The sequence below is a fragment of the Isoptericola croceus genome, from assembly GCF_029382255.1.
Taxonomy (GTDB): domain Bacteria; phylum Actinomycetota; class Actinomycetes; order Actinomycetales; family Cellulomonadaceae; genus Isoptericola; species Isoptericola croceus.
In genome coordinates this window covers 1-280 of the sequence record NZ_JARLLG010000141.1, presented here as the reverse complement: position 1 = coordinate 280, position 280 = coordinate 1, and the positions used below count along the sequence as shown (strand labels likewise).

At 36.1% G+C, this 280-nt stretch carries 1 pseudogene; it reads right to left on the bottom strand.

Annotated elements, in window-relative coordinates:
* Nucleotides 1–280 (bottom strand): annotated as a pseudogene (locus PZC42_RS20980) (DNA topoisomerase IV subunit B); the annotation flags it as partial.

The following is a 280-nucleotide window of genomic DNA, read 5'->3' as shown; positions in this document are numbered from 1 at the left end:
ACATTTTTCAATTATTTTTCTTCCTATCGACGGGTTCTCTTCAAGAAAATCAGTAAGTTTTTCTCCCACCAACATTTCTACCGCAGATCTTGTTTCGCTGTTACCAAGCTTTGTTTTTGTTTGTCCTTCAAACTGGGGTTCCGCAACTTTAACAGAGAGAACTGCGGTTAGCCCCTCTCTAAAATCTTCCCCGGTTAAGTTTATTTTTCCTTCTTTAATTAGTTTATTTTTATATGCATAATTATTCAGCGTTCGTGTAAGTGCTGTTTTAAATCCAGAT